22 protein-coding genes are annotated in these 24,320 nt (G+C 58.5%); 8 read left to right on the top strand and 14 right to left on the bottom strand.

Annotated features, from left to right (window positions below):
* The first annotated feature begins 173 nt into the window (after positions 1 to 173).
* Positions 174 to 524, top strand: a complete 351-nt coding sequence (locus tag SBL51_RS22085; protein ID WP_317933357.1) for a PilZ domain-containing protein — start codon at positions 174 to 176, stop codon at positions 522 to 524.
* Between the two features lie 81 nt (positions 525 to 605).
* On the opposite strand, the gene radA is transcribed toward SBL51_RS22085, so the two are convergent.
* The gene (gene radA / locus SBL51_RS22080; RefSeq protein WP_317933356.1) at positions 606 to 1,973 is read right to left on the bottom strand and encodes a DNA repair protein RadA; all 1,368 of its coding nucleotides are present in this window, start codon (positions 1,971 to 1,973) and stop codon (positions 606 to 608) included.
* A gap of 99 nt (positions 1,974 to 2,072) precedes the next feature.
* Here radA and SBL51_RS22075 point away from each other — a divergent pair, with 99 nt between their 5' ends.
* From SBL51_RS22075 to SBL51_RS22065, 3 genes are read left to right on the top strand one after another with little or no spacing between them, the layout of a single operon-like run.
* A complete protein-coding gene (locus tag SBL51_RS22075; RefSeq protein WP_317933355.1) occupies positions 2,073 to 3,422 on the top strand; it encodes a DnaT-like ssDNA-binding domain-containing protein in 1,350 nt (449 codons plus the stop codon).
* Positions 3,334 to 4,002: a hypothetical protein gene (locus SBL51_RS22070; protein ID WP_317933354.1), complete on the top strand. Its 669-nt coding sequence runs from the start codon at positions 3,334 to 3,336 to the stop codon at positions 4,000 to 4,002. Before SBL51_RS22075 ends, SBL51_RS22070 begins: the two co-directional genes overlap by 89 nt.
* Before the next feature lie 30 nt (positions 4,003 to 4,032).
* Entirely contained in the window at positions 4,033 to 4,872 is an 840-nt protein-coding gene (locus tag SBL51_RS22065) for a glucosaminidase domain-containing protein (RefSeq protein ID WP_317933353.1), read from the top strand.
* A 12-nt stretch (positions 4,873 to 4,884) separates the two neighbouring features.
* Here SBL51_RS22065 and SBL51_RS22060 read toward each other — a convergent pair whose 3' ends face one another.
* The 4 genes from SBL51_RS22060 to SBL51_RS22045 form a co-directional block, all read right to left on the bottom strand.
* Positions 4,885 to 6,114, bottom strand: a complete 1,230-nt coding sequence (locus SBL51_RS22060; protein WP_317933352.1) for an HD-GYP domain-containing protein — start codon at positions 6,112 to 6,114, stop codon at positions 4,885 to 4,887.
* A 248-nt stretch (positions 6,115 to 6,362) separates the two neighbouring features.
* Positions 6,363 to 6,620 carry a PilZ domain-containing protein gene (locus SBL51_RS22055; RefSeq protein ID WP_317933351.1) on the bottom strand — a complete coding sequence of 86 codons (258 nt, stop codon included), beginning with the start codon at positions 6,618 to 6,620 and terminating at the stop codon, positions 6,363 to 6,365.
* A 93-nt stretch (positions 6,621 to 6,713) separates the two neighbouring features.
* On the bottom strand, positions 6,714 to 8,960 hold the full coding sequence (gene parC / locus SBL51_RS22050) for a DNA topoisomerase IV subunit A (RefSeq protein WP_317933350.1): 2,247 nt from the start codon (positions 8,958 to 8,960) through the stop codon (positions 6,714 to 6,716).
* 103 nt (positions 8,961 to 9,063) lie between these two features.
* Positions 9,064 to 11,433, bottom strand: coding sequence for a DUF748 domain-containing protein (locus tag SBL51_RS22045; protein ID WP_317933349.1), 2,370 nt, complete (start codon positions 11,431 to 11,433; stop codon positions 9,064 to 9,066).
* A 175-nt stretch (positions 11,434 to 11,608) separates the two neighbouring features.
* On the opposite strand from SBL51_RS22045, the gene SBL51_RS22040 reads away from it, so the two are divergent.
* The 3 genes from SBL51_RS22040 to SBL51_RS22030 all read left to right on the top strand — a co-directional run bounded on the left by SBL51_RS22040 (position 11,609) and on the right by SBL51_RS22030 (position 14,294).
* Positions 11,609 to 13,261: an acetolactate synthase large subunit gene (locus SBL51_RS22040; protein ID WP_317933348.1), complete on the top strand. Its 1,653-nt coding sequence runs from the start codon at positions 11,609 to 11,611 to the stop codon at positions 13,259 to 13,261.
* 118 nt (positions 13,262 to 13,379) lie between these two features.
* Complete coding sequence (locus SBL51_RS22035; RefSeq protein WP_317933347.1) at positions 13,380 to 13,691, top strand: cytochrome c; 312 nt, start codon at positions 13,380 to 13,382, stop codon at positions 13,689 to 13,691.
* Between the two features lie 114 nt (positions 13,692 to 13,805).
* Complete coding sequence (locus SBL51_RS22030; protein ID WP_317933346.1) at positions 13,806 to 14,294, top strand: TlpA disulfide reductase family protein; 489 nt, start codon at positions 13,806 to 13,808, stop codon at positions 14,292 to 14,294.
* A 9-nt stretch (positions 14,295 to 14,303) separates the two neighbouring features.
* Here the strand turns inward: SBL51_RS22030 and SBL51_RS22025 are convergent, their stop codons facing one another.
* The 6 genes from SBL51_RS22025 to SBL51_RS22000 all read right to left on the bottom strand — a co-directional run bounded on the left by SBL51_RS22025 (position 14,304) and on the right by SBL51_RS22000 (position 19,048).
* Positions 14,304 to 14,675, bottom strand: a complete 372-nt coding sequence (locus SBL51_RS22025) for a DUF2750 domain-containing protein (protein ID WP_317933344.1) — start codon at positions 14,673 to 14,675, stop codon at positions 14,304 to 14,306.
* Positions 14,676 to 14,761: 86 nt separating this feature from the next.
* Positions 14,762 to 15,475, bottom strand: a complete 714-nt coding sequence (locus tag SBL51_RS22020; RefSeq protein ID WP_317933343.1) for a SprT family zinc-dependent metalloprotease — start codon at positions 15,473 to 15,475, stop codon at positions 14,762 to 14,764.
* A gap of 6 nt (positions 15,476 to 15,481) precedes the next feature.
* A complete protein-coding gene (locus SBL51_RS22015) occupies positions 15,482 to 16,129 on the bottom strand; it encodes an MBL fold metallo-hydrolase (RefSeq protein WP_317933342.1) in 648 nt (215 codons plus the stop codon).
* A gap of 409 nt (positions 16,130 to 16,538) precedes the next feature.
* Positions 16,539 to 17,282, bottom strand: a complete 744-nt coding sequence (locus tag SBL51_RS22010) for a glutathione S-transferase family protein (RefSeq protein WP_317933341.1) — start codon at positions 17,280 to 17,282, stop codon at positions 16,539 to 16,541.
* A gap of 192 nt (positions 17,283 to 17,474) precedes the next feature.
* Positions 17,475 to 18,131: a hypothetical protein gene (locus SBL51_RS22005; protein ID WP_317933340.1), complete on the bottom strand. Its 657-nt coding sequence runs from the start codon at positions 18,129 to 18,131 to the stop codon at positions 17,475 to 17,477.
* Positions 18,132 to 18,544: 413 nt separating this feature from the next.
* A complete protein-coding gene (locus SBL51_RS22000) occupies positions 18,545 to 19,048 on the bottom strand; it encodes a globin domain-containing protein (RefSeq protein ID WP_317933339.1) in 504 nt (167 codons plus the stop codon).
* A 242-nt stretch (positions 19,049 to 19,290) separates the two neighbouring features.
* Here SBL51_RS22000 and SBL51_RS21995 point away from each other — a divergent pair, with 242 nt between their 5' ends.
* Positions 19,291 to 20,655, top strand: a complete 1,365-nt coding sequence (locus SBL51_RS21995) for a PLP-dependent aminotransferase family protein (protein ID WP_317933338.1) — start codon at positions 19,291 to 19,293, stop codon at positions 20,653 to 20,655.
* Between the two features lie 10 nt (positions 20,656 to 20,665).
* Here SBL51_RS21995 and parE read toward each other — a convergent pair whose 3' ends face one another.
* From parE to cpdA, 3 genes are all read right to left on the bottom strand, one after another.
* Entirely contained in the window at positions 20,666 to 22,549 is a 1,884-nt protein-coding gene (parE, locus tag SBL51_RS21990) for a DNA topoisomerase IV subunit B (protein WP_317933337.1), read from the bottom strand.
* 61 nt (positions 22,550 to 22,610) lie between these two features.
* Positions 22,611 to 23,198 (bottom strand): YqiA/YcfP family alpha/beta fold hydrolase, encoded by a 588-nt coding sequence (locus SBL51_RS21985; RefSeq protein ID WP_317933336.1) that lies wholly within the window; start codon positions 23,196 to 23,198, stop codon positions 22,611 to 22,613.
* Between the two features lie 238 nt (positions 23,199 to 23,436).
* Positions 23,437 to 24,225, bottom strand: coding sequence for a 3',5'-cyclic-AMP phosphodiesterase (gene cpdA / locus SBL51_RS21980; protein WP_317933335.1), 789 nt, complete (start codon positions 24,223 to 24,225; stop codon positions 23,437 to 23,439).
* Positions 24,226 to 24,320: the final 95 nt, after the last annotated feature.

Below are 24,320 nucleotides of genomic sequence, written 5' to 3'. Positions count from 1 at the left end.
ACATCACCTCCTAGAGTGAACCAAAGCATTAGAGTGCGTAATAGGTGAGATTGTCGTTCGCCCTTGTTCACAAGTTTGGTGTCGCTTTAACAGAGTTTACTTTCAGCGCCACTGCCCGTGCGTTGTTGCCCCTATTCAGACTGTTTCAGCTTAGCAATTGGCAAGAGTCTATTATGGCAAGCAGTATCGACCTTCCTAACCGACATAGCCGGGAGCGCCGCAACTTCCCACGGGTGCTCTATCGCACCACCGCCGAAATCGAGGCGGCCGGCGGCCGTTGGCCCGTGCAGTTGGTGGACCTCTCCTTCAGTGGTGCCCTGGTGGTCTCCACCAACACCTGCCCACTGGATGTCAGCGACGAACTGATTCTGCACGTTAACCTGCACGAGGAGGGCCGCATTAAGATGCGCGGCCACCTGGCCCATGTACAGGGCAGCTACCTGGGCATTGAGTGTACTCCGGCCGGTATCGACCACCGCGCCAAGCTGCGCCGCCTGATCAAAACCTTTAATCGCGCCGGCTAGATTCCGGTTCTGCTCGCGCCAGAGCCGCTGCAGCCGGCAACCGGCCCGAACAACACCCTCGGCAACACTATTTCACCCAGGCTAAGAGAGCGCCTCAATGGCATCCGCCAAGCGCTTCACCGGCACCAGCTCCATCCCTTCAATACCCTGCTTGGGGCAGTTGGCAGCCGGCACGATGGCGCGCTTAAAGCCGTGTTTGCGCGCCTCCCGCACCCGCTCCTGGCCGTTCGGCACCGGCCGGATCTCGCCCGACAAACCGACCTCGCCAAAGGCGATCAACCCCTCCGACAGGGGCTGATCGCGAAAACTGGAGATTACCGCCAGCAGCAGCGCCAGGTCGGAGCTGGTCTCCACCACCTTGACTCCGCCCACCACGTTGACGAACACATCCTGATCACCCAGGTGCAGTCCGCCGTGTCGGTGCAGCACCGCCAGCAGCATGGCCAGCCGGTTCTGCTCCAGCCCCACCGCCACCCGCCGCGGGCTGCCAAAGTGACTGTCGTCGACCAGGGCTTGAATCTCCACCAGCAGCGGCCGCGTCCCTTCCCAGACCACCATCACCACCGAGCCGGAGGCGACATCCTCGGCCCGCTGTAAAAAAATGGCCGAGGGGTTGGAGACCTCTTTCAAGCCCTGTTCGGTCATGGCAAACACGCCCAGTTCGTTGACCGCTCCAAAGCGGTTCTTGTGGCTGCGTAGGGTGCGGAAGCGGCTGTCCTGGTCGCCATCGAGCAGGGTTGAGCAGTCGATCATATGCTCCAGCACCTTGGGCCCGGCCAGGCTGCCATCCTTGGTGACATGGCCCACCAGAATCAGCACCGTGCCGGAGGTCTTGGCGTAGCGGGTGAGGTAGGCGGCGCACTCGCGCACCTGGGAGACACTGCCCGGCGCCGATTGGATATCGGCCATGTGCACCACCTGGATGGAGTCGACCACCAATATTTTCGGTTGCAGCTGGCTGGTCGCCTGAACAATGGCCTCGACGTTGGTTTCGGCCAGCAGATTGAGCTGGTCGGTGGGCAGATTGAGGCGCGCGGCACGCATGGCCACCTGCTGCAGCGACTCCTCACCGGTAACGTAGAGCGCAGTCATGTTGGCCGCCAGCCGGCAGAGGGTCTGCAGCAGCAGGGTCGACTTGCCCGCCCCGGGGTTGCCGCCAATCAGCACCACCGAGCCCGGCACCAGGCCGCCGCCCAGAACCCGGTCAAACTCGGCGGTACCGGTCGAGAGCCGGGGCAGATCCTCCAGGCTGATATCCTTTAACTTCTGCACCCGGGCACCGCCGGAGGCACCGGCATAGCCCTCCAGGCGGTGGCTGTGGCCCTTGGCAGGCCCCAGGCGCACCTCGGAGAGAGTATTCCAGGCACCGCAATCAGCGCACTGCCCCTGCCATTTGCTGTAGTCGGAGCCACACTCACTGCAGACGTACGCAAGCTTGTTTTTTGCCACTCAATTCGCCTTCCGTAAAATAATCGGCGCTACATTAACACATTGCCTTTCCACCCGCGGGGCTTAAAATCCCCCCTTACGACTGCTATGAGTAACCCCATGCCCGCTGCCACCATCCCAGAGCGACCGATTCTGGTCTCCCCCCGTTTAGCCACCGAACTGGGGTTGGAGGCAGCCACCCTGCTCGCCATTTTGGCCGAGTATGGCTTTCACCAGCCGGCCCGGGTGCGCAATGGCTACCACTGGTATCGGCTAACCCAGGTTGAGTGCCAGCACTACATGCCCTTCTGGACGGCCGAGGATATCCAACGCATCAGCCAGAATCTGCGCGCCAAGGGGCAGCTGCTGCTCGCCTCAGCCCCCTACGCCAGCAGCCTGGAGCTGAAATTCGCCTTCAACCAGCGCCAGACAGAAAACCCGGCAGCGGTCACAGCCGCTGCCGCTCCGGTGGCAACCGCCAATGCCGCGGTCGCCGCCAGCCCCATGCCGGCCAACTGGTCGCCCAGCGCCGAGGTGATGACACGCCTGGCCGAACACAATATTCCGGCCGGCTTCAGCCGCGAGATACTGCCGGAATTTATCACCTACTGGCGCGAGCGGGGCGAGAGCCAGCGCTCCTGGGGGGCCAAATTCCAGGCCTACGCCCTGCGCCGCTGGCGCCAGTTTGAGGCGCACAAGGCGCGCGAACAGAAGCAGCAGTCGCAACAATCACCCCTGCCCGAGCAGTGGGCACCCGACGAGCAGGTGCTGGCCCAGCTCAGCCAGGAGGGGATTCCACTGGCCCACATCAACGACTGCGCCAACCGCTTCCGCCTCTACTACCGGGAGACCGGTACCCAGATGGCCTCCTGGACCATGACCTTCTACGCCTGGGTAAAAAAAGATTGGGAGGAGAAACAGCTGCCCTTCCTGGCCAACCGTAAGCCGGTGGCCATGAGTGGCGACTGGCAACCGGCCAAACACACCCTCGACTACCTGCAACAGCTGGAGATCGACCCGGAATTTATCGACGAATGCGTGCCGGAATTTGTCCACAAGTGGATCGAGAATGGCTCCTATCGCAACAACTGGGGCGACCTCTTCTGCCAGCATGTTGCCAACCAGTGGGCACACCTGCAAAACGGCATCACCCCCAACCCGGTGGCCTCTCTGATCAGCACCGAGTGGCAACCGAGCCGCGAGTGTGTGGAGCTGCTGCACCAGCAGTGCGAGATGCCGTTGGCGTTTATAGAGGCACAAATTCCCGAGTTTGTTTTATACTGGCGCAATCGCTCAGAACCAAAACACAGCTGGGATAGTATTTTTATCCGCCATCTCAAGTATATCTGGGCCAAACAACACAAACTCCCCACGGGACACCATGAAAGAGAGCAAACAGGTGATCGACCAAGTCAAACGCGAGATATCCCACTCGCCCAACGACTTACCGACCGCAGCTGGGCTTACTGAAACCACCCGGCAGCCGCCCAACCCGGACCTGATCGACGCCATCAATCAGGTGTTCAGCCTGTTCAGCATCAACTTTCACAACCAGTACTACGCCGCCTTTCGCGACCCGGAGCTGGAGGTACAGGCCAAACGTCTGTGGCTGGAGACTTTAAAGTCCATGCCCGCCGACGTTCTGCTGCGTGCCGCCAAGTCGATCATCAGCCACTCGGAGTACCTGCCCACCCTGCACACCATGCTCGATCACTGTCAGCGCGTGCGCGGTGATCGCCTGCCCGATGCCCACAGCGCCTATGTTGAAGCCTGCCGCGCGCCCAGCCCCAAAGCGGCGGCCAAATGGTCGCACCCGGCGGTCTACCACGCCGGCCTTGCCAGTGACTGGTATTTTTTGGCCTCCAACCCGGAGTCGGTGGCCGCACCAGTATTCAAACGCCACTACGCCGAGCTGTGCGAACAGGTGCGCGCCGGCGTTAGCCTGCCCAACCCCGAGTACATCGCCCTCCCCGAGAGCAGTGAAACCAGCCTCAGCAAGGCGGAAAACCGCCAGAAGCTGGCCGACCTCAGGCAGCAGCTCGACCTCTAGCGCGCCCCCCGAACCATAAAAATAACGACGATGCCGATTGCCCAACGCCCAACCTCTGCCCAAACATTTCTTGTCGCCCTGTTCTTCGCCTACGCCCTGGGCCTGCTCGGCCTCACCTTCTGGCTGGCCCGTCCCGCCGAAGAGATCACCCCTACCAGCGAACCCGTCGAGCCCGCGCCGGCACCGGTTGAACCCTGGCACCTGACCCAGATACCGCCGGATTTCGGCAGCATTACCGAAATCGACGCCAAAAAGGGGGCCTTCTACGACTATCTGCTGCCCGGCATCGAGTACCACAATCAGCGCCTGGCTCAGGCGCGCAAACAGCTGCTGGCCATTGCCGAGAAGCTCAACAGCGATACCCCGTTAACGGCGCCAGAAAAAGAGCGCTTGGCGGCGCTGTCGACCCAATTTGACAGCAGCGATATTGCCGTGTTGTTGCGCCGGGTTGATCAGATTCCCCCCTCCCTGGCCATCGCCCAGGCGGCCACCGAGAGCGGCTGGGGCAGCTCCCGCTTTGCCCAGGAGGGCAATAACTTCTATGGCGAGTGGTGCTACAAACCCGGCTGCGGCCTGGTACCCAGCCGGCGCCTGAAGGGGGCCAGCCACGAGGTACGCCGCTTTGATACCGTCGCCGACTCCATCGGCTCCTACTTTGATAACATCAACACCCACCCGGCCTACCGTACCCTGCGCGCCCTGCGCGAACAGGCCCGGCGCGACGGTAAACCGCTGACCGGTGAGTATCTGGCCAGGGGGCTGGAGCGCTATTCGGAGAAGGGCGAAGAGTATGTGAATTACATTCGGGCCATGATCCGCAGTAATGATCTGGGCCGTTTTGATGCGCCGGTTGCGAGCGGCTCCGGCTGACAGGACGCTATTTCAGAGCGCCGCATTGAGTAAAGTTAGCGCCTCCAAACCATACTGCCGCGGGTCAACGGCGCGCGTAATGGTCACCTCGCAGGCGTGTTCAGAGAGATCCAACGGGTAAGGTGGCAGCAGCAGACGTTGGTCCAGATGATAGACCACCTTCACCACCGGCTTGTCCATTAGGCTTGGGTGTTCGCTCACCACCACCGCCAGGCGGTGATTACTCAACAGGACCACCGCCCCCGGCGGATAGACCCCCACACAGCGGATAAACTGATAGACCAGATTCTTATCCAACTGCTGGGCGTCGCTCCACTCCAGCATCTTTTTCAGCGCCGTTGTCGGCGCCATCCCCTGGTGGTAAACACGATCGGCGGTGACCGCATCATAGACATCCGCCACCGATGCCATCCGGGTGTGCAGCGGCAACTGTTCGGCGCTGAGCCCGCGCGGATAGCCGCTACCATCCAAACGCTCGTGGTGTTGTGCACAGATCTCGATAATCTCTGGCGCCAGCGAGTCGTCCTGGCAGAGAAACTCCTCACCGTAGGTCACATGACGCTTCATCTCTTCCCACTCCTCGGGCGTGAGGCCGCCCGGCTTGTGGAGAATGTTATCGTGCACCCGAATTTTGCCGACATCGTGCAGCAGCGCACCGCTCACCAGAGCCTGCAACTCGCGGCCATGAAAACCGAGTGAGGAAGCTAACACCCCCATCAAGACGCTGACGTTAAACGAGTGCTCGAGCAGATAACGATCCTTGGTGCGCAGCTGGGTGACACACAACAGTGCATTTTGATTGGATTTCAGGGATTCCAAAATAGCGTCGGCGGTCTCCTGGGCGGGGCCAAAATCGAGGGGCAGGCCAAGCTTGGCATCCATCATCACCTTGGAGACCAGTTCGGTCGCCTCGGATTGGATTTTTTTGGCCTCAACCAGCGCCTGATCAAAGACACTTTTGGCCGAGGGGCGCTCGTAGGGGCGGGCCACCAGCGCCTGCAGCTGCTCCGCTTGCCGGCGATTGATGTCACTCAGCGATAGACCCACTTCGGCCGCCTTACCCCGCCCCTGATCGATATAGACCTCAGTCACACCCAATTTAATAATCTGCTCGATCACCTTGGCGTTTTTGATCAACCCCTTGCGGCTGAGGTTGTTGTCCGGCACCCAGGCATTGTTTATATCGGTGATGTACATACCCACTTCCAGCGCGGAGACGGGGATTCGAACAATATTGGTCATATGAGATCACTTACCGGCCACGGATAAAGCACTTAAACAGGGAGTAACCAAAACCTGAAAAGTATAGACCGCTATCAATGGACCATACGCCAGTGAGCGCTAAAAGGGTGAACCAGTGGAGTGGAAGAGACTCCCCCACCTTCGTCGGTTGAGGATCACTCTCTGATTTGGGGGATTGGGCGAAACAGCGGTTCGAACAGTGCTTGCGGGTAAGGTTCGAACCGAGGGAGCGCTAGGGCCTGTTGCAACTAGGCAATAAACTGTAAGCCCAGGCCGGCGGCATCGGAACGGACCACACGGGTCATTCGTTGAGGCCCGTGGGGCAGGCCGGTTACCACTTGCAGAGCGAGGGTGGAACCGACCGGTAAGCGGGTGTCGCAATCCAAGCAGACGAACAGCCCCGAATCGGAAATATCCTGGCACACTCCCTGTTGTTCCCCCAGTTCGGGGTGGTTAATCATTAACCGACAGTGATATTGGGTACGTTGGCATTGGCGTTTTTCCATGGCACGACTCCAATCTTATTTTTGTGAGCAAGAACCTAAAGTGTAGACGCAAGCCCATAAGCTAGCCGAAAACGGTCTGCGCCAAAAGTAGTATTAAACCACCTCGACGCTATCCACCTTCTGGAATCCACGCGGTAATTTATGCCCTCTTCGGCCACGTTCGCCCAAATAGTGCTCCATATCGGCGAATTTCATTAAGGTCTTGCGTTTGCCGGCGTAGAGGGTGAGCGTCTGACCAGATGTTAAAACTGTGATTGCAACCACATACTCCTGGCGGGCCTCTACCCGGGCGGAGGCGATGTTGATGATTTTATTGCCCTTACCGCGCGCCAGCTGCGGCAGCTCCGCCACCGGAAAGACCAGCATGCGCCCCTCGTTGGTGACCACCGCCAACAGCGCGGAGTCATCACTGGGCACCAGCACCGGCGCCAACACCCGGGCACCGGCCGGCAGGTTCAACAGGTTCTTGCCCTTGCTGTTCTTGCTCACCAGGTCGTCGAGGGTGGCGATAAAACCGTAGCCGGCATCGCTGGAGATCAGCAGCTTCTGCTCGCCCTCGCCCATGATCAGCCCCTCGAAGGTGGCGCCACTGGGCGGGCTCAGTTTACCGGTCACCGGTTCGCCCTGACCGCGGGCGGAGGGCAGTGTGTGGGCCGGCAGCGAATAGCTGCGGCCGGTGGAGTCGAGCAGTACCACCGGCTGATTGCTCTTGCCGCGGGCGGCAAAGCGGAAGGAGTCGCCCGATTTGTAGCTGAGTGCGGCCGGGTCGATATCGTGGCCCTTGGCGGAGCGAATCCAGCCTTTATCGGAGAGCACCACGGTGATCGGATCGTTGGTTAACAGGTCGGCCTCGGTTAACGCCTGCGCCTCGCCCCGCTCGACAATCGGTGAGCGACGGTCATCGCCATACAATTCGGCGGCGGCTTGCAGCTCTTTGCGCACCAGGGTTTTCAAGCGGCGAGCGGAGTCGAGAGTCTGTTGCAGGTCAGCGCGCTCTTTCTCCAGCGCCTCCTGCTCCTCGCGGATTTTCATCTCCTCCAGGCGCGCCAGCTGACGCAAGCGGGTATCGAGAATGTAGTCGGCCTGCATCTCGATCAGATTGAAGCGCTCCATCAGCACCGGTTTCGGGTGATCTTCGGTGCGGATGATATGGATCACCTCATCGACGTTGAGGTAGACCAGCATCAAGGCCGCCAAACGCAGCAAACGCTCTTCCACCTTCTGCAAACGGTGCTGCAGACGGCGGCGTACGGTCACCGTGCGGAAACTCAACCACTCGCTGAGCAAGAGGTTAAGCGGCTTCACCTGGGGTTTGCCATCAATGCCGATAACATTGATGTTGACCCGGTAGCTGCGCTCGAGATCGGTGGTGGCGAACAGATGGTTCATCAGCTGCTCGACATCGACCCGGTTGGAGCGCGGCACAATCACCAGGCGGGTGGGGTTTTCGTGGTCGGATTCGTCGCGCAGGTCGGCCACCATAGGCAGTTTTTTGGCCTGCATCTGGTTGGCAATCTGCTCCATCACCTTCTCACCACTGGACTGGTAGGGCAGCGCGGTAATGACGATATCGCCCTCCTCATCCGTCCAGATGGCGCGCATGCGCAGGGCTCCGCGGCCGGTTTCGTAGATTTTTAGCAGATCCTGCCGGCTGCTGATGATCTCGGCATCGGTGGGCATATCCGGGCCAGGCATAAACTGGCAGAGCTCGGTTACCGTGGCATCGGGGTTTTCCAGCAGATGGATGGTGGCGTTGACCACCTCGCGCAGGTTGTGCGGCGGAATATCGGTGGCCATGCCCACGGCGATGCCGGTGGTGCCATTAAGCAGAATGTTGGGCACCTGCGCCGGCAGTACCTTGGGTTCATCCAGCGTGCCGTCGAAGTTGGGCAGCCAATCCACCGTGCCCTGGCCCAGCTCGCCGAGCAGTGCCTCGGCGTATTTGGTCAGACGCGACTCGGTGTAACGCATGGCGGCGAAGGATTTGGGGTTGTCCGGGCTGCCCCAGTTGCCCTGGCCGTCGACCAGCGGGTAGCGATAGGAGAAGGGCTGCGCCATCAACACCATCGCCTCATAGGCGGCGCTGTCGCCGTGCGGGTGGAATTTACCGATCACATCCCCGACCGTCCGCGCCGACTTTTTGTACTTGGCGTTGGCCGCCAGGCCCAGCTCGCTCATGGCGTAGACAATACGCCGCTGCACTGGCTTCAGACCGTCACCCAGGTGCGGCAGGGCGCGGTCCAGAATCACGTACATGGAGTAGTCGAGGTAGGCTTTTTCGGTAAAGGTCTTGAGGGCGATGGTCTCTTCACCATCGGCGCTGAAGGTCAGGTCAGACATGCTTCTCCTTGGAGGTAGACAGACTTTTGTCGTTTTAGGGCTGGCTTATACCAAAGCCCGGCCCCGGGGGCAATCGGGGGCGGGTGAACAAGCCGAACGCGAATTAGATTCCAACACTCACCTGGGGCTGGCCCATATCGCTCAGCTCCACCGGCGCTTCACACAGCGCCACCTGAGAGCTGATAGCACCGGCGTCGATCAGGTAGCGCTTGATCAGCCGGCCACGATCAACCGCCAGGTTGTGCAGCGTCTGGTTGCGCGCCTGCACGCTGGCCTCATCCTCACCGGCCGCCACCGCCCCACTGGCAACCAGGGCATCTCGGTCAGCGCCGTTGGCAGCGGCACAGAAGCGCAGTGTTACATTGGGCCGCTCTGCAAGCTGGGGCACCATGGCATTCAGGCGGGCCTGCACATCGCCGCTCAGTTCGCTGCTGCCGGGGGCAAAGGGCAGCGGCTCAAAGCGCAGTTTGGTCACTTCACCCAGAGCGAAGCGCGCCAGGCTAACCACACCAAAGGGGGTGTAGTAGTGGATGACCGCCTCGGTCAGCGCCTTGCGTAACACCACCGCCAACACCTGATTAGGGGAGATATTGGGGTCGTGGATATCGCCACTGATGGGCAACTTCAAACGGATGCGATCATCGCTGTCACGCAGCAGGTTTAAGGCGACACCAATCGGCAGCATCGACTGGTTCTGGTCGTCACTCTCCTCGGCGGTCAGCTCTCCCGTCAACTGCAGTTGCAGCAGCACTATCTCGATGTCGGCATCCAGTTGGTCATTCACCACCTGCACCGAGATCGACTGATTGAGCTGGCCCGATTCAATACGCTGACCAACAAACTGGCGCAGATAGGGGCTGGCGGGGCTGAGCGCAAGGTCGTTGACCTCGCCGGTGAGGCTCATATTGAGTGGCGCCGCCAGCGGGGTCATGGTGCCGGCCAGTTCGATATGGCCAAATTCCCCAACCTGGCTAGCCAGGGAAATAGCCGTGGGCTCGGTGGGTGCGGCGCTGTCGATGGCACCGATGTTGATCGCCAGCTGGCTGACATCAATCGCCACCGGCGGTGTTAATTGGCCGTCGTGGTAACGGATCAGCGTATCGCCACCGACACTGATCTGGCCAATGCGAAATTGTGGACCGGGAGCAGGTTCTGCCTCGGCAACCGCTGCCGCACTGCTCTCGGCCGGCGCTTCTGACGCTTGCGGCTCTTCTGGCTGGGCAGGCGCTTCCGGTTGGGCTGCTGGCGCCGGTAGATAGGCCTGTAGCGGCTGTAGAAACTGCCACTGGCCGTCGCTGTCGGTGGATAACAGCGCCTTGGGGCCCATCACCTGCAGCGCATCGATAGCCACGGTGGTGGGCTGCTCGGTGACACTCAAGCCTGACAGCTGCAGGTAATCCAGTTCGGCGTAGTGATCCAGCTCCGGCGCCAGGGCCTCGCCTTGCGGCCGCTGCAACAGTTGCAGGCCACTGAAGGCAAAGCTGGCAAGGGACTCCTGCCCGGGTTGCACCCGTAACTGCCCGGCCGTTAGGCCCGCCAGCGCCAACAGTTGCTGCTGATCATCGGCCACCTGCAGCCCATCCAGGCTGATCTGGCCCAGGGCGATATCGGTGGCCGCCAGGTCAAGAGCGAGGTCGTGCACACCAAACTCGGCCAGCGTCACCTGGCTGGGTGTGGCCGGCAGCTTCAGCAGCGGCGCGCGGGTAAGCGCCAGCTGCTTGAGCTCGGTGCTGGCCAGCGACAGCTGATCACCCGCCAGCGCCAGGCCGGCCAGCGACACCTGCTCCAGGCCGGCCCAGGTCAGGCCATCGCCATCGATCAGGGCCAGCTGCTTAAGCAACAATTGTGGCAGCTTGAGGTGCATGGCCTGATCCAGACTCAGCGCCACCCCTTCGGGCAATTCCAGCGCCGCCAGTTTCAGGCAGGCGGCCAACGGCTGACTGGCCAGCTCTGCCGGCAGGTCGGCCGTGCTACACAGCTGCCAGTCGTCAAACCGCAGGTTATGGATGGTCAACGCCAGGGGGGTTGGCTCGGCGGGGGCATCTGATGAAGATGGTTCTGGCGTGGAGGGCTCCGCAGTGGAGGGCTCAGCAGCGCCCCCGCCGGCGATAACAAAGCCGGCCACCTCGTGGCCAGCCTGCTGCCAGCGGCTGTCGATAGCGAGCCCGGATATGGCCAGTTCGTCGATCTGGAACTGGTTGCTCAGCAGCCCCGACCAGCGCCAGTCGAGCTCGAGCCGGTCGAGTGCAAACAGCGGCTGCCCATCCCGCGACCAGCCCAGGTGCTCTATGGTCACCTGGCTGCGCAGCAGGGCGATATTGAGATCGCCAAAGCGGGCGTCAAAGCCCTGCTTACCCAGCCACCAAAGCACCCCCAGGCGCGCCGCCAGCGGCACCAGGGAGAGCAGCAACAGCAGCGCGAACAGGGTCCAGGCAATTACAGTTAAGAGGCGTGTTCGCACTCTATTTGGCATCAAAATCTTTCCTTAACCCACGTCATAGTGAGAAAATCAGCCGGCGAATGGCCGCAAAGTATTACACACTATCGCCGACAAAGGCGCCATCGGACGGGCGTAAATTGGCTAGCGGTTGCTTCACTCCCCCAGAGCTTGTTAACGTCCCCCCACCACGACCGTAAGGAGAATGCCCATGAAAGCTTCCGACCTCATGGTTCAATGCCTGGAAGAAGAGGGTATTGAATATATTTTTGGCGTCCCCGGAGAAGAGAACGCCGACTTTATGATGTCGCTGGAGTCCTCTGAGCAGATCCGCTTTATCCTCACCCGCCACGAACAGGGCGCCGCCTTTATGGCGGAGATCTACGGTCGCCTTACCGGCAACCCGGCCGGCTGCCTGGGCACCCTGGGCCCCGGCGCCACCAACCTGATCACCGGCGTGGCCGACTCCAACATGGACCGCGCTCCCATGCTGGTACTCACCGGCCAGGGCGCCTCCACCCGCCTGCACAAGGAGTCCCACCAGGTGATGAACGTGGTCGATATGTTCGACCCGGTCACCAAATGGGCCACCACCGTTTGGCACCCGGAGAATATTCCCGAGATCATCCGCAAGGCGGTGCGCGTGGCGCGCACCGAAAAACCCGGCGCGGTGCACATCGAACTGCCCGAAGATATCGCCAAGCTGCCGGTCGCCAAGAAGCCGCTCAAGGTGAAAAAATTTCGCCGGCCAGTGCCGGACGACAAGATCGTCAACCTCGCCTTCGAGCGCATCAAGGCGGCCAAAAACCCGGTCATCATTGCCGGCAACGGCTGTATTCGCCGGCGCGCCAGTAAGCAGCTGCGCCAGCTCTGTGAGAAGAGCGGTATCGGCGTGATCAGCACCTTTATGGCCAAGGGCTGTGTCGACATGAACGCCGACTACAGCCTCTACACCATCGGCCTGGGCGCCAAGGATATCCCCGCCTGCGCCATCGATGCCGCCGACCTGGTGATCACCATCGGTTACGACATGGTCGAGTACCACCCCAAACTGTGGAACCCGGGGCGCCAGAAAGAGGTGCTGCACATCGACTTCCTGCCGGCAGAAATCGACGAGGATTACGATCCGGCGGTAGAGGTGGTGGGCGACCTGGCCCACGCCCTGTGGATGCTCAACGAGCGGCTCGATGCCCACGGCCCCCTGGGCCTCGATCTGCGCCAACAGCGCGCCGTGCGGCGCGATATGACCGCTGAACTGGAAGCCCATAAAGACGACCGCGGCGAAGGCCCGATCAGACCGCAGAAGGCGCTCTGGGATGCCCGCCAGGTGCTGGCCGCCGAGGATATTCTGCTGAGCGATGTCGGCGCCCACAAAATGTGGATCGCCCGCCACTGGATCGCCTACGAGCCCAACACCTGCCTGATCCCCAACGGCTTCTGCTCCATGGGCTTTGCCCTGCCCGGCGCCATTGCCGCCAGCCTGGTGCACCCCGAGCGCCGGATACTGGCTATCTGCGGCGACGGTGGTTTTATGATGAATATGCAGGAGATGGAGACCGCCAAGCGGCTCGGCTGTTCGCTGACGGTGATGGTTTGGGAAGATGGCGGCTACGGCCTGATTGGCTGGAAACAACAGAACGAGTTTGGCCGTCACACAGACCTGGCCTTCACCAACCCCGACTGGCTGCAGCTGGCCGCCGCCTTTGGCTGGCACGGCCACCTCTGCACCCGCGCCGAGGAGCTGCAAAACACCTTGGAGCAGGCCTGTGCTGAGCCTGGCCCCAGTCTCGTTGTCATTCCCATTGATTACCGTGAGAACGTCAAGCTCACTAAGAAGCTGGGTGAGATGACCTGCCCGATCTAAGCCGGGCCCAGACTTACAACCACCAGACTTACAACCACCAGAGTGACAAGTGCAGGTGCCCGCACCTGAGACCAGTTACATTAATCGCTGTTAGACCACCGTGAATTAGGAACTCCGTATGAAAAAATTAGCAATCAGTGCCAGTTTGATGTTGTTTGCCGCCAGCGGCGTTATGGCCGGTGGCGACCCGGCCGCCGGTAAAGCCAAAGCTGCCGTGTGTGCCAGTTGCCACGGTATGGAAGGCAAGGCCATCGCCCCCATGTACCCCAATCTGGCCGGGCAGAACGAACCCTACCTGGTGGGCGCCCTCAAGGCCTATCGCGATGGCCAGCGCCAGGGCGGTATGTCGGCGGTGATGAGCCCCATGGCCAAAACCCTCTCCGACGACGACATCAACAACCTGGCTGCCTACTTCGCCAGCCAGAAGTAATTGATCCTCGGTTACCCCGCCGCATAGCCGGCTGCCCGGGGCTCTGGGAACCATCCCCAGCCCGGGCAGTCGAAACCAGCGTCCCCAGCTTGAGCCTGTTACGACCAGTCTGCAATGAAACCCTTAGCCGCCATCGTATTCGTCCTATTGATCTTCTCTCTCTCTGCGCGCGCCGCCATGCCACCGCAGACGGGCGAAAAAGCACCCGATTGGATACTCACCACCGGTGCCGGTGATCGTATCTCGCTCTATGCCGATTCCGAAGATGAGAAGGTGGTGTTGATCTTCTGGGCAACCTGGTGCCCCTACTGCCGGGACTTAATGCCCAAGCTTGAGCAGTTAAGGGCAACACTGGCCGGCAAACCGGTGCGCTTCTACGCCCTAAATGTGTGGGAGGACGCCGACCCGCAAGCCTATCTGGCAAACAGGGGGCTGCATCTGAAGTTACTGCTGCAGGCAGAACCGGTGGCACAGCGCTATGGCGTGGTGGGCACTCCGGGGCTGTTTGTGATGGATGAAGAGAAAAACATCCTCTACATACGCCAGCGCGGCACCAGCAACGATCAGGTGATCGAAGCCATTAAAACCGCACTGCAGTTCTAGGGCGGATTTTTAGGACTGGTCTTCCAAAGCGTTATCAAAATCTTCCAGCAGGTCTAGAGGCTCCACCTCGACACCGGCCAGCTCCTCGTTCCAATTAACCCCCACCAGAAACTGGTCGTCGTGCATACCGGGCAGCCAGTCGTCAAGAAACTCCTCGGTGCTCACCGCCACCACCTCATACACCTGCCACTCATCCAGCCGATGGCACTCGGCATACTCCGGTTGTGACCAGAAGGGCATCACCTGGCTATTGGGGTAGGATTCGGAATCACACAGCGCCCACCCCTCGGGCCCCTCCAACCCCCAAACGCAGCCGGTGGCCAGGGCATCGATTAGAAATTGGTCGTAGTTTTTATCGAGGTCGTCACCGAGCGCTGTCATTGTTTATCTCTTGTATCCAGTAAAAATGGTGTTTGGCCTTGGGCCGTTAGCCATGGTTGGCGGCGGCAAGCATACCGCTAATAGCGCTAGAACCAGAGCCCTGCGCCATTCTCTTTTAACCACTGCCGCTGCCGGGCGTAGTCGGGGCACACCTCCGCCACCAGATCCCAAAAAGCACGGCTGTGGTTGAAGTGACGCAGATGGCAGACCTCGTGGGCTACCAGGTAGTCGACCACCGATTCCGGTGCCTGCACGATCAGCCAGTTGTACTGCAGTACCCCCTGGCTGGTGCAGTGCCCCCAACGACTGCGGGTTTTACGCAGCCGCACGGCACTGAATTGTAGCCCCAGCCGAGCCGCCAAAGCGGCTGACTTCTCGGCCAGTATCTGTTGTGCCTGGGCCTTGTACCAGTCGCTCAGCAGCCGCTCCAGGGCAGCCGGCGCATCGGCAGACTGACGGGCGGAGAGCAACACCAGTAGTTGCTCGTCACGCCGTTGCACGCGGCCGCGACCGCCTGCCGCCAGCACCAGCGTCAGCGGCTCACCCAACCACCACCAAGTGGCGCCATTAACAAACTGCCGGGGCGGAAAGGCCAGCAACTGCTGCTGATGCGCGGCTAACTTCTCCTGCACCCAGTGGCGTCGTTCCCAGAGAAAGCGATCAATCTGCTGCTGGCTGACACGGGTCGGCGCCCGCACCCGCACCTCGGCGCCGCGCACCTGAATCTCCAGGGTGCGGCGTCGGGGGGAGCGGTGCAGCGAGTAGTCGAAGTCGAAGGTCAGGGGTTTGCGCTTCAGCACAGGCGATCAGCCAAAGTTTTTATCGGCGACAAAGGGGTTGCTGCGCTTCTCCTGGCCGAAGGTCGACATAGGCCCATGCCCGGGCACAAACTGGACCTCTTCACCTAGGGGCCAGAGCTTGCCTCGGATGGAGTGCACCAGGTCGTCATAGTTGCCGCGCGGGAAATCGGTGCGGCCAATGGAGCCGGCAAAGAGCACGTCGCCGACAAAGGCCAGCTTGCTCTGGGGCTCGAACAGCACCACATGGCCAGGGGTGTGGCCGGGGCAGTGGATCACCTGAAAGGTCAGCTCGCCCAGAGTCAGGGTATCGCCATCGTCCAGCCAACGTGTTGGCTGAAACGGCACCACAGTGGGAAAGCCCATCATTTTGGCTTGATCGGGTACCGAAGCCAGCCAGAAGTCATCCTCTTTGTGGGGGCCGATAATCGGCAGCGAGAGCTCACTGGCCAGCTGCGGCGTGCCGCCCACATGATCGAGGTGGCCGTGGGTCAGCCAGATGGCCACCGGCGTCACCCCGGCCTGCTCAATGGCACTGTGAATGCGATCCAGGTCGCCACCCGGGTCGATCACCGCCGCCTGCAGGGTTTGATCGCACCAGACCAGGCTGCAGTTCTGTTGGTAGGGGGTTACCGGGATCACTCGATATTTAAGCATAGCTAGTCACTGATAGGCGTTGAAAAGGGATTTGGCGCTCTGTTGGCCCGCACACCGTGGCAATGACACACCCCGGCAGCGGCTGAATCCGCCAGACTGGGCCGAATTATGCTGTGCCATTGCCACTGCCGCAACCAGCCCTCGCCAAACTCACCTCGCGGCCGCCGCAACGCCGGCATCCTGCCGCCAGCCAATTTATTGATCGCAAGAGCGTAGTGAGTGCAGGCTCAGGCGTGTGACCAACAGGACGACGCATAACCCTATGAAAATCGCAGGCCTGGTGAGCCAACGGGCGGCAAGAGGATACCGATAGAAAAGTAGTCATGCAGCACCCACGCCTCCCAATAGCACAGAGCCTAGCAACCGCACCCTTAGGCGGAAAATTGAATCTGCGGATTGAGTTCAGGTTTTAATTTGCGCGAATGGGTGTAGGGCCGCCATAACTATCGTTGCTGATGGGCGCTCCCGCCGACTTTAACGCTTGGTGATGAGCGGCAATAGGGGTTTTTAAACTGAGATCCTCCCAACGTTGCAACTTGGTAAAGCTCGGCCGCTGCAATAGCGTCGAAACCAACTGCTGAACCTTTGGCCAACGCTTGGCATCAATCTGAAAGCCGGCAAACAGCGCATTGCGGAAAAAGCAGGCCAGCGCGATATCCGCGATAGTAAGCTGACCAAAAATAAAGCCCGCCGCGGGAACTACCGACTCCAAATAATCCAATATTTCTGGTGCTTCCTTATTTTTGGCATGACTTAAAACCTCCAGGTTGGGCTCCTGCAGCCAAACGTATTTTTTAATAATCACCTCGTTATACATCCGCCAGATAAAGACATCACCCATGTGGCTATCGGCATACTCCTCCAACCAGCGCACCTTTGCCCGCGCTGCTGGGTCGCCGGGCAATAACGCCGGTGTTGGATAGCACTCTTCCAGGTACTCGCAGATTACCGAAGAGTCAGAAATTGCACCGTTATCGTCAATCAAAACCGGTATTCGGCGCAGCGGGCTGATCTGCTTAAATTGATCATTGCCATAAAATGGAACAATGGGATCCACCTCATAGGCAACGCCCTTTTCTTCCAAACAGACCAATACTTTTCTCACGTAAGGCGAAAGGTAGGAGCCGACGATTTTTATAGTGCAGCAATTCATAGATTTACTGCCTCCATCGATTGACTGAACAAACGATTTATTGAATAAGCTATTTTTTTATCAAGCCGACTAACTGTATAGACTAATGACCGTATAGACAATGGACTGATAAAAGCCAAAATCAAGCCGCACAAAAATACCATCGCCCCTGGCTTAACAGAAGCAGGGGCGAAAATAGAAATTGTGAGGAAATTAATTGGTTGAACAGGTGACGGTCAGCACCATCGCACCAATACCATTAAGCAGAAATTTTTGGCCATCGATACCATCGTCGGTTCCGGTTACCGGCACACTACCAACAACCGAATTAGTGATCGTCTCAACATAACCACCGGCAATAATACGAGGGTGTGAGCTGGTGCACTTGAAGGTTACCGGCACAAACGGAATACCAGGCGCCACGACCTCCTCTTTGAAAGTAATGTAACCATTACCCATGTCTTTAGCACAGACCGGCGTGCCATCTGCTGTGATCTCTTGAATAAAGTACCCCTGACCACAACTGGTGGCCAAATTTCCTTGCAACAGATCGAGCTGCTCTTGCAGCACAGCAATATATGATTGCAGATCACCAATTTCTTGAGCGTTATCCTCTGTGGCGGCGGTCAAATCGGCAATCAACAAATTGGCACTGTCGATCTGCCCCTGCAGCGTTGCAACAGCATCCTGCAACTGCGCTTCCACATCCGCTATTTCAGATTGTATTTGCAAAAAAGGCTGCCCTTTGGGGAACATCTCTTTTGCTTGGCTATTCGCTGCCGTCAGACAGGAGATGGCAACAGCCGCCAAAGTAATTTTTTGCAAGGTTGAGCGAGCGATTTGTTTTTGGTTTGCAAATAAAAATTTCACAACGTAGTCCCTAACTTTGTTTATTGTTTGTCAAAAAGATGAATGAATGTTCGGCCAAGCAAGAACTTTATCTACCAACCTGCTTCATCGGCCTGAACGCAATATTACGGATGAGCGATGAACGCCAGTAGATACAGACAGAGAGCGTTTTAATAAATACAGCAAATTAATAACTGCCAGAGACGGCAAATCTTTTCCACGGAGCAACCGCCAGCATAGGAGGCAGGAAATTAAAAAGCATTAACGGAAAGCACTACCTATTGGTGAAGGCAGGTTATAGAACAAAAATTAGAAGGTGCTCAGAGCGGGCACTCTATGATAGAAATCCAATCAACTCCCCTGCCAATGGCAGCAGAGTTGACTATACACTCCAGATTAAACAACGAGGGGCACTACTAAATTTTGAATACCGATTACTCATCGGCTGCTTGAGCCATGGCACTACGCATAACGACCGCCATACTGGTAAAAAACTGCAGCCACTCCGCTTCCTGCTTAGGGCTAAATGCAGTACCTAAAAATTGCTTAAAGGTTTCAACCAATATCGGCCCCATCAATTGAAAATGGTTCTGTTGAACCTGGTAGTGGTGGTGCCTAACTCCGGCGGCGCGCAGCAATAAAATAAGCCGATCGGGTTCGGGCACCAATTCAATGGCTTCAGAAAGCGTATTGGTAAGCCGCTGCTGTTGCTGCTGCATATCCCCGGGAAACAGGTTCACCAACTCGGGGTGGGCTTGAAACAAACGTTGATAGAAAACTTCGCTGAATTTTGCATCCAAGTCCTGACTGGCACGCCAAACCTGCACCAGGTGCCCAGCCGCCGCCGGGCTTAAATTGGCAAGCCACTGTTCCGCGTCCTGGACCTGTCTAGGGCTTGGCGGCGCACTACCTGGGTGTTGATTTTCAGCGAGTGTCATTCGGGTTTGGCTTCTGGTTGCAGTGGCTTTTGGCTGGGGGTAAATGCCGGCGGCCTCATTATAAAGATTTAACCGAAAACTAACAGAACCCACCCCCTATTAAATCCTTACAGAGATAGTGACTATTTACGCCATTTTGGTACATACTCTCGCATATTTTTTTACCCACCTACAGATACAGATTGCGGCAAAACGGATAGATACACCCGGGCGCACTATCGCGCTTTAGCTTTGAGACAGCCATGGCATCGACCAAATATGAAAAGTTAGTGAACGAGCTGACACGGGCAATTCAAAGCGGAGGCCTGGCACCCGGAGCAAAGCTGCCCTCGGTAAGAGAGCTCATGCGGCAACAGCAGCTAAGCCTGGCAACGGTAACCACCGCACTGACTATTTTGGAAGAGCAGGGTTTAATCGAGCCAAAAGCGCGCTCAGGCTATTTTGTTCGAAACGAACAGCCCAGCCGCTTACGATATGCCGACCCCCATTTCGCTGATCGCGAATCCGGTTACCATTGGTGGCCCGACGGCGACCTCTACCCCAAAGAGCGGCTACGCAAACTCACCGCCACCATGATTCGCCGCTACCCCAACCTGCACACCTTCTCACCCCGCAATAATAATCCTCGCCTGGTACGCCAGTTGATTACCAGAGCCGCAGAGATTGGTTGCTACACCACGGCAGAAGAGGTACTGATCACCCACGGTTTAATAGAGGCCCTCTCTGTGGTGCTGCGCAGCCTCACCGCCCCGAGAGAAAAAGTTTTATTGCAACACCCAACCTCGCCCGTCTATCAGGCAGTCTGTGACGCACTAAAATTGCAGCCGGTATACATCACCAGCAACCACGATGAAAAACAATTTTTAGCCAACCTGGAACAAATACTGGCTGAACAGCGCGAGCTGAAAACCTTGCTGTTGGCTTGCAACTTCCACTGCCCCACCAGTGATCTCATCTCACTGGCAGGTAAACGTTCGCTACTTAAAATCGCCGGGCAATACGATTTAACGATTATCGAAGATGACTCCAGTGGCGACCTCCATTTCGAAAATTCACGGCCGCTACCACTAAAAGCATTGGACGAGGAGAAACGGGTTATTTATCTGAGCGCGGCCACTCACAGTTTTGCGCCCGGCATTCAGGTGGGCTGGATTTTCGCGGATCGCCAAAGGCTGCAACAGTTTGAAGATTTAAAAAGTGTTAGCACCTGTGCGGTGGACCAGTTACCGCAATTGGTATTGGCAGAATTTCTGGATCAGGGCAGCCATTTACCACACCTGCGTAAATTGTGTGGCGCCCTGAAGGAGCGGGTGCAACTGTTTGAATCACTTATGCAGCCGTGCCTTGCGGCCTGCCAAGGCTTAACCGGCCGCAGTGGCGGCTTTAACCGTTTTTTAAGACGCAGCGATATTGCATTTGATCACCAACTGGAAAAGGAGTGCAAAACGCGCTGGCCGAAACTATTCAGTATCGAGCACCCCTTTTTCCATTTCCTCGACTCCGGTATCTCCGCGAATCTCTCGCTGCCTATAGATGAGACCATCGCCCAGGAACTGCGCCAGTTTGCTGAGTTTCTCGCCAATCTTAACTGCGAATTGGCGAGCTGATTCCGGCGGTTTACACCTCAGCCAGATCGCCCTTGCTCTCCAGCCACTGCTTGCGGTCGGCGGCGCGTTTTTTGGCGAGCAGCATATCCATAATACTGAGCGCCTCCTGCTCGTTGTCGATAGTCAGCTTAACCAGCTTGCGGGTGTCGGGCGCCATGGTGGTTTCACGCAGCTGCAGTGGGTTCATCTCACCCAAACCTTTAAAGCGCTGCACGTTGGGTTTACTCTTTTTCTTCTCGGCGGAGATGCGCTCTAAAATGCCGTTTTTCTCCGACTCATCCAGCGCGTAGTAGACCTCCTGGCCCACATCAATGCGATAGAGTGGCGGCATGGCGATGTAGATATGGCCGGCTTCCACCAACGGCTTGAAGTGACGCAGGAAGAGCGCGCACAGCAGTGTGGCGATGTGCAGGCCGTCGGAGTCGGCGTCGGCCAGGACACACACCTTGGCGTAGCGCAGACCCTCCAGGTTGTCGCTGCCCGGGTCGACCCCCAGCGCCACGGAGATGTCGTGCACCTCCTGGCTGGCCAGAATCTCGCCGCTGTCGACCTCCCAGGTGTTCAGAATTTTTCCGCGCAGGGGCATGATCGCCTGGAATTCCCGATCCCGGGCCTGCTTGGCCGAGCCGCCGGCGGAGTCACCCTCCACCAAAAACAGCTCGCTGCGGGTGGTGTCGCCACTGGCACAATCGGCCAATTTGCCGGGCAGCGCCGGCCCCTGGGTGATCTTTTTACGAGCCACCTTTTTACTGGAGCGAACCCGCGCCTGAGCGTTGCTGATACAGTGCTCGGCGAGCTTCTCGCCATCGCCGGTGTGCTGGTTGAGCCACAAGCTGAAGGCATCCTTGGCGACGCCGGAGATAAACGCCGCCGCCTCGCGCGAGGATAACCGCTCTTTGGTCTGACCGGAAAATTGCGGGTCGGCCATTTTGGAGCTGAGTACGAAACAGCAGTTGGACCAGATATCCTCCGGTGCCAGCTTCACCCCGCGCGGCAGCAGGTTGCGGAATTCACAGAACTCGCGCAGCGCTTCCAAGAGACCGGTGCGCAGGCCGTTAACGTGGGTACCACCCTGGGCGGTGGGGATCAGGTTAACGTAGCTCTCCTGGGTTAATTCACCACCTTCCACCAGCCACTGCACCGCCCAATCGGCACCTTCGGTGGGGCCATTGAAGGAACCGACAAATGGCAGCTCCGGCAGACAGGCCCAGCCCTGGGTGCTGGCGGCCAGGTAATCGCGCAGGCCATCCTCGTAGTACCACTCGTCGCGCTCATCGCTCTGTTCGTTGGTAAAGTTAACGCGTAAACCCGGGCACAGCACCGCCTTGGCACGCAGAATATGGCGCAGACGGGAGACAGAAAACTTATTGCTGTCGAAATATTGCGGGTCGGGCAGGAAGCGTACGCTGGTGCCGGTGTCCCGTTTCGGACAGGTACCAATCACCTCCAGTTCCGAGGCCTTCTCGCCCCCCATAAAACCGATGCGATGGATTTCGCCACCGCGCCGGATGGTCACCTCCAGAATTTTGGAGAGGGCGTTGACCACACTCACCCCCACCCCGTGCAGACCACCGGAGAACTGGTAGTTTTTATTGGAAAACTTACCGCCGGCGTGCAAAGTCGACAAAATTACTTCCACCCCCGGCTTGCCCTGTTCCGGGTGAATATCCACCGGCATGCCGCGGCCGTTATCGGTGACGGTCATGGAGTGATCAGCGTGCAGAACCACATCTATCTGGTTGGCGTGGCCGGCCAGGGCCTCGTCCACCGAGTTGTCGATCACCTCTTGTGCCAGGTGGTTGGGACGGGTGGTTTCGGTATACATACCCGGGCGCTTGCGCACCGGGTCCAACCCCGTCAGTACTTCAATGTCTTCTGCTGTGTAATTTGCCATTGCTTGTGTAAACGCCCTTTAAAAACTGCGGCAATCTTATACGCAAACCGGAGCTGTTTGCCTAGCCCTGATAAAAGTTTTGGTAAAAAGCCCAGCACTCCGGCAGGTGTTGTTCAAAGTTCTGAAAGCCGTGATCGCCCCCCTCCTCCACCAACTGGCGGCAGCCGGCGTATTTTTCCAGCGCTTTGCGGTAATCGAGGGTTTCATCGCCGGTTTGCACCATCACCCAGTAGTTGGCCGGCCGGCGGATGCCGTTGGTGTCTGCATCCTGCAGTTCGGCCAGGTGCGACTCATCCAAACGGTAGCTGTCCGGTGTGTGGTAGTTGTGCAGCGTCTGGTGCAGATAGCCGGGCATCAAGCGCATGGGTTCACAGGCCGGGTTAATCAACACCGCTGGCAGATCATACTGCTCAGCCAGGTAGGTTGCCCAAAAGCCGCCCATGGAGCTGCCCATCAAATAAATGGGTTGCTGCCCGAGTCGGCTGATCAAGGCATCCAGCTGCTGGCGGGTCTGGCCGGGATAGGGGGTCAGTGCCGGCGCCACAAACGCCACCTCGGTGTGTTCCCTCGCCAGCCAGGCTCCGGTCTGCACTGCTTTGTGGCTTTGCGGTGAACTCAAAAATCCGTGTATGTATATAAGCGCAGACATGCTTTGGGTGTCCCTGCCTCGTCATGAGTTACTGGGTTATTGGTATGGATGAAGGATTAGCCCACGTGGATTTGGCTAACTTAGCACATTACGCCGGGAATTAAAGTTCGATGCCGATGCTGGACCACTTGGTACACACTCTTGTACTGGATCTGGCGGCAGCAGAGGCTATGACAGGAGAAAAATTGCGCTGGCGTCGAATCGAAGCGGAAAGATCACCGCCCACGGCGCACTGAAATCAGTAACCGCAGGAGGCCAGATCGATGTTGTAGTCTCTCACACCAACGCGGTTCACCTGTGTACTGATGCCACCGTCGCGGTGCAGCTCAAACAGGCGATAGCCGGGCATGGCGGTATCGACAGCGAAGTCGTCACTATTGGGTTTGAACTGGGCACAGGTAGAGGGGGTGCCAAACAGCTGAACACCATTGCGTATGGTTTGGAAATCCTGATGCACATGGCCCCAGGCAACGGCGCGGACATTGTCGTGGCGGTCCAGCACACTGAAGAAACGATCGGCGGAGCGCACGATGTATTGATCCAACCAGCGACAGCCTACCGGTACCGGTTGATGGTGCAAAAACACCATGGCGTTCATGTTGCTGTTGCGGGAGAGGGCTTTATCGAGAAAGGCCAGCTCGCGGTCACTCAAATTGCCGTACTCGTAGCCGGGCACCCGGGAATTGAGCAGTACCAGCAACCAGGAGTCGTGCACCATTACCCGATTGACCACCTCAGGGCCCAGCACACGCTGCATAACCTGCTCGTCGTCGTGGTTGCCGGGCAGGCAGGACCAGCTATTAATACCGGCATGAGCGAGGGTATCGGCAAAGCGGCGATAGGACTCGGGGCTGCCATCATTGGAGAGATCACCAGAGGCAATCACCAGATCATGTTCGGGCAACTGTGACAGCACGTCATTCAAGCTGCGATCGGTATCGACGCCCAGCAGACAATCCCCCGGGTTCTTACCCAGGTGGGGGTCGCTGATCTGCGCTATCCGAATGGTATCGCGTTGAAAATACATAGAGTGTTTTGCTCAGTTGACTTATATCTATGCCGAGTCGAAAAAAGCATGTGCCAGATTCACCTGCAATTATAAACAGGTAATTCTGAGAGGCT

Source organism: Halioxenophilus sp. WMMB6 (genome assembly GCF_033283405.1).
Taxonomy (GTDB): domain Bacteria; phylum Pseudomonadota; class Gammaproteobacteria; order Pseudomonadales; family Cellvibrionaceae; genus Halioxenophilus.
The sequence above is the reverse complement of the archived record's forward strand: the minus strand, read 5'-3'. Positions and strand labels throughout refer to the sequence as shown.

What these genes read in the sequence shown, in the direction of transcription:
- SBL51_RS22085 (WP_317933357.1), top strand. Translation starts at nt 174, where the DNA reads ATGGCAAGCAGTATCGACCTTCCTAACCGACATAGCCGGGAGCGCCGC.
- SBL51_RS22075 (WP_317933355.1), top strand. Translation starts at nt 2,073, where the DNA reads ATGCCCGCTGCCACCATCCCAGAGCGACCGATTCTGGTCTCCCCCCGT.
- SBL51_RS22070 (WP_317933354.1), top strand. Translation starts at nt 3,334, where the DNA reads ATGAAAGAGAGCAAACAGGTGATCGACCAAGTCAAACGCGAGATATCC.
- SBL51_RS22065 (WP_317933353.1), top strand. Translation starts at nt 4,033, where the DNA reads ATGCCGATTGCCCAACGCCCAACCTCTGCCCAAACATTTCTTGTCGCC.
- SBL51_RS22060 (WP_317933352.1), bottom strand. Translation starts at nt 6,114, where the DNA reads ATGACCAATATTGTTCGAATCCCCGTCTCCGCGCTGGAAGTGGGTATG.
- SBL51_RS22055 (WP_317933351.1), bottom strand. Translation starts at nt 6,620, where the DNA reads ATGGAAAAACGCCAATGCCAACGTACCCAATATCACTGTCGGTTAATG.
- parC (WP_317933350.1), bottom strand. Translation starts at nt 8,960, where the DNA reads ATGTCTGACCTGACCTTCAGCGCCGATGGTGAAGAGACCATCGCCCTC.
- SBL51_RS22045 (WP_317933349.1), bottom strand. Translation starts at nt 11,433, where the DNA reads ATGCCAAATAGAGTGCGAACACGCCTCTTAACTGTAATTGCCTGGACC.
- SBL51_RS22040 (WP_317933348.1), top strand. Translation starts at nt 11,609, where the DNA reads ATGAAAGCTTCCGACCTCATGGTTCAATGCCTGGAAGAAGAGGGTATT.
- SBL51_RS22035 (WP_317933347.1), top strand. Translation starts at nt 13,380, where the DNA reads ATGAAAAAATTAGCAATCAGTGCCAGTTTGATGTTGTTTGCCGCCAGC.
- SBL51_RS22030 (WP_317933346.1), top strand. Translation starts at nt 13,806, where the DNA reads ATGAAACCCTTAGCCGCCATCGTATTCGTCCTATTGATCTTCTCTCTC.
- SBL51_RS22025 (WP_317933344.1), bottom strand. Translation starts at nt 14,675, where the DNA reads ATGACAGCGCTCGGTGACGACCTCGATAAAAACTACGACCAATTTCTA.
- SBL51_RS22015 (WP_317933342.1), bottom strand. Translation starts at nt 16,129, where the DNA reads ATGCTTAAATATCGAGTGATCCCGGTAACCCCCTACCAACAGAACTGC.
- SBL51_RS22010 (WP_317933341.1), bottom strand. Translation starts at nt 17,282, where the DNA reads ATGAATTGCTGCACTATAAAAATCGTCGGCTCCTACCTTTCGCCTTAC.
- SBL51_RS22000 (WP_317933339.1), bottom strand. Translation starts at nt 19,048, where the DNA reads ATGACACTCGCTGAAAATCAACACCCAGGTAGTGCGCCGCCAAGCCCT.
- SBL51_RS21995 (WP_317933338.1), top strand. Translation starts at nt 19,291, where the DNA reads ATGGCATCGACCAAATATGAAAAGTTAGTGAACGAGCTGACACGGGCA.
- parE (WP_317933337.1), bottom strand. Translation starts at nt 22,549, where the DNA reads ATGGCAAATTACACAGCAGAAGACATTGAAGTACTGACGGGGTTGGAC.
- SBL51_RS21985 (WP_317933336.1), bottom strand. Translation starts at nt 23,198, where the DNA reads ATGTCTGCGCTTATATACATACACGGATTTTTGAGTTCACCGCAAAGC.
- cpdA (WP_317933335.1), bottom strand. Translation starts at nt 24,225, where the DNA reads ATGTATTTTCAACGCGATACCATTCGGATAGCGCAGATCAGCGACCCC.